The organism is Mesorhizobium sp. M7A.F.Ca.US.002.01.1.1, assembly GCF_004022955.1.
In the GTDB taxonomy this organism is placed as follows: Bacteria; Pseudomonadota; Alphaproteobacteria; order Rhizobiales; family Rhizobiaceae; genus Mesorhizobium; species Mesorhizobium ciceri.
On the sequence record NZ_RZQE01000335.1, the window covers coordinates 1 to 6,563 of the forward strand.

Here is a 6,563-nt window from a genome sequence, read left to right on the forward strand (position 1 = left end):
GGTGCCGGCAATCCGCCGTATCGAGACCAGCCGTGACGACCTTTTCGCCATCGATGTCGTCGGGCACGTTTCCGCGGCCGATGGTGAAAATCTTTTCGGATTGCTGGAGGCAGCCTACGCCCTGCATCCGCGCGTCGATGTGCTGGTGCGCCTCGTCGACCACGACGGCGTCGACTGGGCCGACATCGCTGACGAGACCCTGAAGCAGGGCGCCATTCATGCATTGGAACATGTCGACCGTTGCGCGACGATCGGCGAACCGGACTGGATAGCGGACGCACAACGCTTTCTGCCGTCCTCACCGCCCATCGAAATCAGGCATTTCAGGGCGGAGGACGAGGCTGCCGCCTGGCAATGGCTTGCCGCACAGCCTATCGGGGCAACAGCATCCGGCGCCCCTACCTGACGATCGTCAGCCGCTCGGCCGCCCGCGTGATGGCGGTGTAGAGCCAGCGCTGGCGGGTTTCCTTGAAGGCCCAGCTTTCATCGAACAGCACGATCTCGTTCCACTGTGAGCCCTGCGCCTTGTGCACGGTCAGCGCGTAGCCATAGTCGAAATCGTCGAAGCGCTTCTTCTGCTGCCAGGGGATATCGGCGTCCGGATCCTCGAACGCCGCCTTGAGCAGCTTGATCTTGGCGACGCCGCGATCCGGATCGTCCTCTTCCGGCGACACCAGAAGGTTGATGCCGGGCTTCACCGTCTCGCGCGACGATGTCATCACCTTCCACAGCGAGCCGTTGAGCAGGCCCTTTGCCGGATCGTTGCGCAGGCAGACGAGCTTGTCGCCGGCCTGCGGATAGTCGGCGTTGAAGCCCTTGAGCTCGCGCAGCCGCTGATTGTAGCGGCGCCGCGTGCGATTGGTGCCGACCAGCACCTGGTCCGCCTTCAGCACCAGTTCCTGGGTAACGTCTTCCTTGCCGATCACCTGCGCCGTGCCATAGTCGCCACGCATGAACTCGCGGCCCTCGCGCACATCGAGCGCCAGCCGCAGGATCGGGTTGTCGCGCGCCTGCCGGTGGATTTCGGTGAGCAGAAAATCCGGCTCGTGGTCGGTGAAGAAGCCGCCGCCCGAGATCGGCGGCAGCTGGCCGGGATCGCCAAGCACCAGGATCGGCGTGCCAAAACTCATCAGGTCACGGCCGAGCTGCTCGTCGACCATCGAGCATTCATCGATGACGACCAGCTTGGCGCGCGAGATCGGGCTTTGACGGTTGAGCGAAAAGGTCGGCGACATCGAGGTCTTGCCGGTGACTTCGTCCGACACCGATTCCTCGCCTTTCGGCCTATAGATCAGCGAATGGATGGTGCGGGCGTTGACCGCGCCCTTGGAGCGCAGCACCTGCGCCGCCTTGCCGGTGAAGGCGGCGAACTGCACCTGGCCGTCGACATGTTCGGCGAAATAGCGCGCCAGCGTCGTCTTGCCGGTGCCGGCATAGCCGAACAGCCGGAACAGCTGCGGCTGGCCGATCTTCAGCCAGCGGGCGACCGCTTGCAGCGCCTCGTCCTGTTGGGGAGAGAATTCCATCAGCGCGAGAGACCGGATTCGCAAGGGAAAGACAAGACAGCCGCCATCATCATCGATGCGCCGGGACGCTTCAGTGCCGCCGACGGGTCAGGCTATCAGGCACAGACAAGAACGTAAAGGGAACAACCGACCACGTCGGCTGGAAGCGAAATTCAGGCAATGGCCATGGCGGCCCGCGGGTCGCGGTCGTCGGGTGGTAGCGGAACGGGAGCGTATCCGGCATAGCTGACGCTCAACCGTGCCTGCCCGTTCGAACAGGACCGGAGTGCATCCTCCAGCTTGGACATATTTCTAAGCGGCACTGTCGCGTTGACGACGACGACCACGCCGCGGATTTCCCGACTCAGGATCTGGCCACGGCGGCTTTGCAGTTCGGCGATGACGTTGCCGACATGGGTTGCTGAAGTCATTACTTCGACCTTCATGATCGGCTCGAGCAACTGCACGCCGAGGCGTGGCGCGGCTTCGCGAAAGCAGGCGCGGCCGGCGATCTCGAAAGCCAGAGCCGAGGAATCGGGATCGTGAAAAGCGCCATCCATCAGCAACGCCTTGACGCCGATCATCGGGAAGCCCGCAAATGGACCTGAGGACAATATGCTGCGCAGCCCCTTTTCGACGCCCGCAATGTATTCGCCATGAAGCGCACCACCGACGATCCTGGACTCGAACACGGAGTCCGCGCTGTCCGCGTTCGGCTCGAACATGATCTTGACGCGGGCGAACTGACCGGTGCCGCCGGACTGCCTCTTGTGCGTGAAGTCCTGCTTGTGCGTACGGGTGATCGTCTCGCGATAGGCCACTTGTGGAGAACCAATATTCACATCGACCTGGGACTCGCGACGCAGGTGGTCAATGATGATGTCGAGGTGGAGTTCGTCCATGAAGGCGATAATGGTCTGGCCCGATTCCTCGTCTTGCATGACGCGGAAGAAAGCATCCTCGTCCGCCAGCTTCGCCAAGGCGATACGCAGCCGCTCCTGATCGGCCTTCGATTTCGGCTCGATCGCGATTTGCAGCAAAGGCCAGGGCGCGGCAGGCTTTTCCATCATGGGGATATGGTCGCTGGTGGCCCCAATATTTGCAACTGAGTGCAGGAGCGAAATCCGGACTGAGATAACGGAAGACTAAACTGATCTTTTTGGCCTGGCTGCTCGCAGCCTGCTGTCAGGGTCCAGGATCGTTCTCCAGCAGGATCGGCTTGCCGTGCGGGGTGGCATGCGCGGCGCGTTCCCATGCCTCTGCCATCGCATCGACATCGGACTTGGCGGCCAGACCTTTTGAGGCAAGCAGCTTTTCCAACGCAGCCAGCCAATGTTCGTAATAATCATGGCCGTCCGCTGCGGCGCCCGGTCTCTTCACTTCTGCCGACAGTGCCTGCGCCCACTCGCTCCACGAAAACAGGCCCTTGTCGTGCAGCGCAACCGTCATGGCGAAGGCTTCGGCTTGCCATGGCTCGGCGAAAACAGGCGCATCGGCGCCCGGCGGCAAATCGGCGGGGCCATCACGCCGGCTCAAGATAGCTCTCCCAGGCGTCGATCGACACAACAAGCGTCGGGTCGGCGCCCTCGCCCCAGATCTCCGATCCTTCGAAAACCACGGTGTACACCCATTGCGGATTTTCGCCGTGTCCATGCGCGTTGCTGTCGGGAAAAACAAAACCGTCGTGCACCGCCTCGATCACGCCGTGCTTGCCGCGTGCGTAGCGCGGCAGCCGCGTGTGGCCGGTCGGGTTGAAGTTTTTGGTCCGCACGGCGTCGCCCGCCTTGAACCGCGCCGCTTGCGCCACCGGCCGGTCGCAAGGGCTGCCCTTGGCCAACACCGCGGGCACGTTTTCCGCCTTCAGCACCCTCTTGGGAGTCGCTGCTGGATCGACTGCCTTGCCCGCTTCGAGATCGCGCTGGCTGACGAAGCCATGGCGCTTTAACAGCACCTCCAGCGCCTTGATCCATATCTCGTAGTAGCTCGATGAATAGTAGACAGCCGGATGCAGCGATTCCCGTGCATGCCGGCTCTCGTCGATGTTCCACGCGCCCATGGCGCCGGCAGTCAGCGTCACGCCGAGCGCCCGCCTTTCCCAGGCGGCATGGAAGTAAGGTTCGTCCTTTTCCGGCGCGACCGGGCCGAACCCCATCTGTCCGCCGAGATCTTGCGGCCCGTTCATGCCGGCTGCCCCTCTATTCCAGGTCTTTGGGCCAGGCCGGTGCCGATCATCGCATCGCGGCTGACCAGCTCCGCCAGCCGCTCCTCGCTCCAGCCCTTGGTACCCTCGGGCCGCATCGGCACGACGAGATAGCGCAGCTCGGCAGTGGAATCCCAGACGCGGATTTTCTTGTCCGCCGGCAGCGTCAGCCCGAACTCCTCCAGCACGCCGCGCGGATCGATCACCGCGCGCGAACGATAGGGCGGCGCCTTGTACCAGACCGGCGGCAGGCCAAGCACCGACCACGGATAGCAGGAGCACAGTGTGCAGACGACGAGATTATGGGTGTCCTGCGTGTTGAACACCGCCTGCATGTGCTCGCCCTGGCGGCCGGTATAGCTTAGCGAGCCGATCGCCGCCGTCGCATCGCGCTTCAGCCAGTCGGCATAGGCTGGATCGCGCCAGGCTTTCGCCACCACCCTGGCGCCGTTGCGCGGCCCGATCTTCGTCTCGTAGGTGTCGACGATGACGTCGATCGCGGCCGGATCGATCAGACCCTTCTGGGCGAGGATCGTCTCCAGCGCACGCACGCGGGCGGCAAACGGATCGAGTTCGTTGTCGTGATCATGATCGTGTGACATGGCTACAAACTACGTTTGCAGTGATGCCGCTGCAAGCATGAGGGCTTGGGCCAGCGGACCATGGCGCCAGCTCTACCCCCTATTCGGCGGCCGCCCGCTGCGGCTCGGGCAGCATGTCTTCCCTGGGCTTGAACAGCGAGGGCTGATCCCCCGCTTCGACCGAGCCCGGCTCGCCCTTGCGCTTCGACCAAAGCCCCACCAGCCAGCCCGAGAAATTCTCCATGTAGACATAGATGACCGGCGTCACGAACAGGGTCAGTGCCTGCGAGGCAAGCAGGCCGCCGACAACGGCAACGCCCAGCGGCTGGCGCAGTTCGGCGCTGGCGCCGGTGCCGAGCGCAATCGGGAACGTGCCCATGAGTGCCGCCAGCGTCGTCATCATGATCGGCCTGAAGCGCATCAGGCAAGCCTTGTGGATCGACTCGGTCGCCGACATGCCTTCTCGTCGCAGTTCGAGCGCGACATCGACCATCATGATGCCGTTCTTCTTGACGATGCCGATCAGCATCAGGATGCCGATCACCGCGATGACCGACAGATCCATGCCGGCGAAGCGCAGCGCAACGACCGCTCCCAGCACGGCCGACGGCAGGCCGGTGAGGATGGTCAGCGGGTGGATGAAGCTTTCGTAGAGGATGCCGAGCACGATGTAGATGGTCAGGATTGCGCCGCCGATCAGAAAACCCTGGTTGGCCAGCGAATCCTGGAAGGTCTTGGCCGTGCCGGCAAAGGTCGTCGAGATCACCGTCGGCATGCCGATCTGCTCTTTCAGCGCATTGATGCGTGTCACGCTGTCGCCCAGCGCCACGCCCTGCGGCAGATTGTAGGAGATGGTCACGGCTGGAAGCTGGCCGAGCTGGTTGACGGTCAGGGCGCCGGCCGTGCGATCGACGCGGGCGAAGGCGCCGAGCGGAACAAGACTGCCGCTCGCCGTCCTCATCTGGATGGCCAGCATCCGCTCGGGCGACCACTCGATCTTGGGATCGAGCTCGGTGATGACTTCATAGCTGTCGGCCGAACCGAAGATGGTCGAAACCTGGTCGGTGCCGAACCCGCCATAGAGGGCGGAGCGCAACGTGTCGGTATCGATACCGAGTTGGGCGGCCTTGTCGCGATCCACCACCAGCGTCGCCTGCAGCGCATTGTTCTGCAGGTCGCTGGTGACGTCGGTGAAGTTCGCATGGTCGGCCGCCATCGCGTCGTTCAGTTTCTGCGCCCAAATATCGGTGAGGCCGGTATCAAGGCCCTGAACCACGAGCTGGTAGGCGCTTGCGGACGACCGCGAGCCCAGCCTCAAATTCTGCACCGGCTGCATGTAGGTCTCGATGCCAGCAACGCCGGCCAGTTGCTTGCGCAGATCCGCAAGCACCTTCTCTATATCGGGACGCTGGTCCTTGCCCTTGAGCTGGACGAAAAGCTGCCCCTGGTTGAGCGCGTTGTTGCCGCTGCCCGCCGACCACGCCACATGGTCGACATAGGGCGAATGCGAGAAGACGCTGGCGACCTGCCCTTGCAGCCTGGACATGGCGTCGAACGAGATGTCCTGGCGGGCGATGGTGGTCACCGATATCTGGCCGATGTCCTCCTGCGGGAAGAAACCCTTCGGCGAGATCTGGATCAGCCACACCGACGCTGCCGCGGTGCCGACGAAGACGAGGAACACCAGGAAGGTGTGCCGCAGGCAGAAGCTCAAGACCCTGTCGTAGCCGCGCGTGACGAGGTCCTGCTTGTGACCGGGGCCATGCTTGTCGCGGTCGGCTTTGGTCACCGACAGCAGCCGCGAGCACAGCATCGGCGTCAGCGTCAGCGACACGAACATCGACGCCAGGATGGCGACCGTCACCACCACGGCGAACTCGTTGAAGATGCGCCCGATGACGCCGCCCATCAGCAGCACGGGGATGAAAACCGCCACCAGCGAGATCGAGATCGAGATGATGGTGAAGCCGATTTCGCGCGCGCCCTTCAGCGAGGCGTCGAAGGCCGACAGCCCGTCCTCCTCCATGTGGCGGAAGATGTTTTCAAGCATCACGATGGCGTCGTCGACGACGAGGCCGACCGCCAGCGTCAGGCCCATCAGCGAGATGTTGTCGATGGAAAAGCCGAACAGGAACATCGCGCCGAGCGTGGCGATCAGCGAGATCGGCACCGCCACGGCCGGGATGATTGTCGCCGTCACCCGGCGCAGGAACACGAAGATCACCATGATGACCAGGGCAATGGTGAGCAGCAGCGTGAACTGCACGTCGCTGACCG

6 protein-coding genes and 1 pseudogene are annotated in these 6,563 nt (G+C 63.4%); 1 reads left to right on the plus strand and 6 read right to left on the minus strand.

Going from position 1 to position 6,563, the window contains the following annotated elements; translation table 11 throughout:
* The first annotated feature begins 1 nt into the window (after nucleotide 1).
* Entirely contained in the window at nucleotides 2–406 is a 405-nt protein-coding gene (locus tag EN932_RS25545; protein ID WP_245483324.1) for an STAS/SEC14 domain-containing protein, read from the plus strand.
* Here the strand turns inward: EN932_RS25545 and EN932_RS25550 are convergent.
* From EN932_RS25550 to EN932_RS25575, 6 genes and pseudogenes are all read right to left on the minus strand, one after another.
* Nucleotides 399–1,526 carry an ATP-dependent RecD-like DNA helicase gene (locus EN932_RS25550; RefSeq protein WP_127369873.1) on the minus strand — a complete coding sequence of 376 codons (1,128 nt, stop codon included), beginning with the start codon at nucleotides 1,524–1,526 and terminating at the stop codon, nucleotides 399–401. The genes EN932_RS25545 and EN932_RS25550 overlap by 8 nt on opposite strands.
* A gap of 152 nt (nucleotides 1,527–1,678) precedes the next feature.
* Nucleotides 1,679–2,575, minus strand: a pseudogene (fusA, locus tag EN932_RS25555) (elongation factor G); the annotation flags it as partial.
* A gap of 115 nt (nucleotides 2,576–2,690) precedes the next feature.
* Nucleotides 2,691–3,041: a nitrile hydratase accessory protein gene (locus tag EN932_RS25560; RefSeq protein ID WP_027160577.1), complete on the minus strand. Its 351-nt coding sequence runs from the start codon at nucleotides 3,039–3,041 to the stop codon at nucleotides 2,691–2,693.
* Nucleotides 3,028–3,687 carry a nitrile hydratase subunit beta gene (gene nthB / locus EN932_RS25565; RefSeq protein ID WP_027160578.1) on the minus strand — a complete coding sequence of 220 codons (660 nt, stop codon included), beginning with the start codon at nucleotides 3,685–3,687 and terminating at the stop codon, nucleotides 3,028–3,030. Before nthB ends, EN932_RS25560 begins: the two co-directional genes overlap by 14 nt.
* Complete coding sequence (gene nthA, locus EN932_RS25570; protein ID WP_127369810.1) at nucleotides 3,684–4,307, minus strand: nitrile hydratase subunit alpha; 624 nt, start codon at nucleotides 4,305–4,307, stop codon at nucleotides 3,684–3,686. The genes nthB and nthA overlap by 4 nt, the downstream gene beginning before the upstream one ends.
* Before the next feature lie 79 nt (nucleotides 4,308–4,386).
* On the minus strand, nucleotides 4,387–6,563 hold a 2,177-nt coding region (locus EN932_RS25575; RefSeq protein ID WP_164890617.1), incomplete at its 5' end, for an efflux RND transporter permease subunit.

What these genes read in the sequence shown, in the direction of transcription:
- nthA (WP_127369810.1), bottom strand. Translation starts at nt 4,307, where the DNA reads ATGTCACACGATCATGATCACGACAACGAACTCGATCCGTTTGCCGCC.
- nthB (WP_027160578.1), bottom strand. Translation starts at nt 3,687, where the DNA reads ATGAACGGGCCGCAAGATCTCGGCGGACAGATGGGGTTCGGCCCGGTC.
- EN932_RS25550 (WP_127369873.1), bottom strand. Translation starts at nt 1,526, where the DNA reads ATGGAATTCTCTCCCCAACAGGACGAGGCGCTGCAAGCGGTCGCCCGC.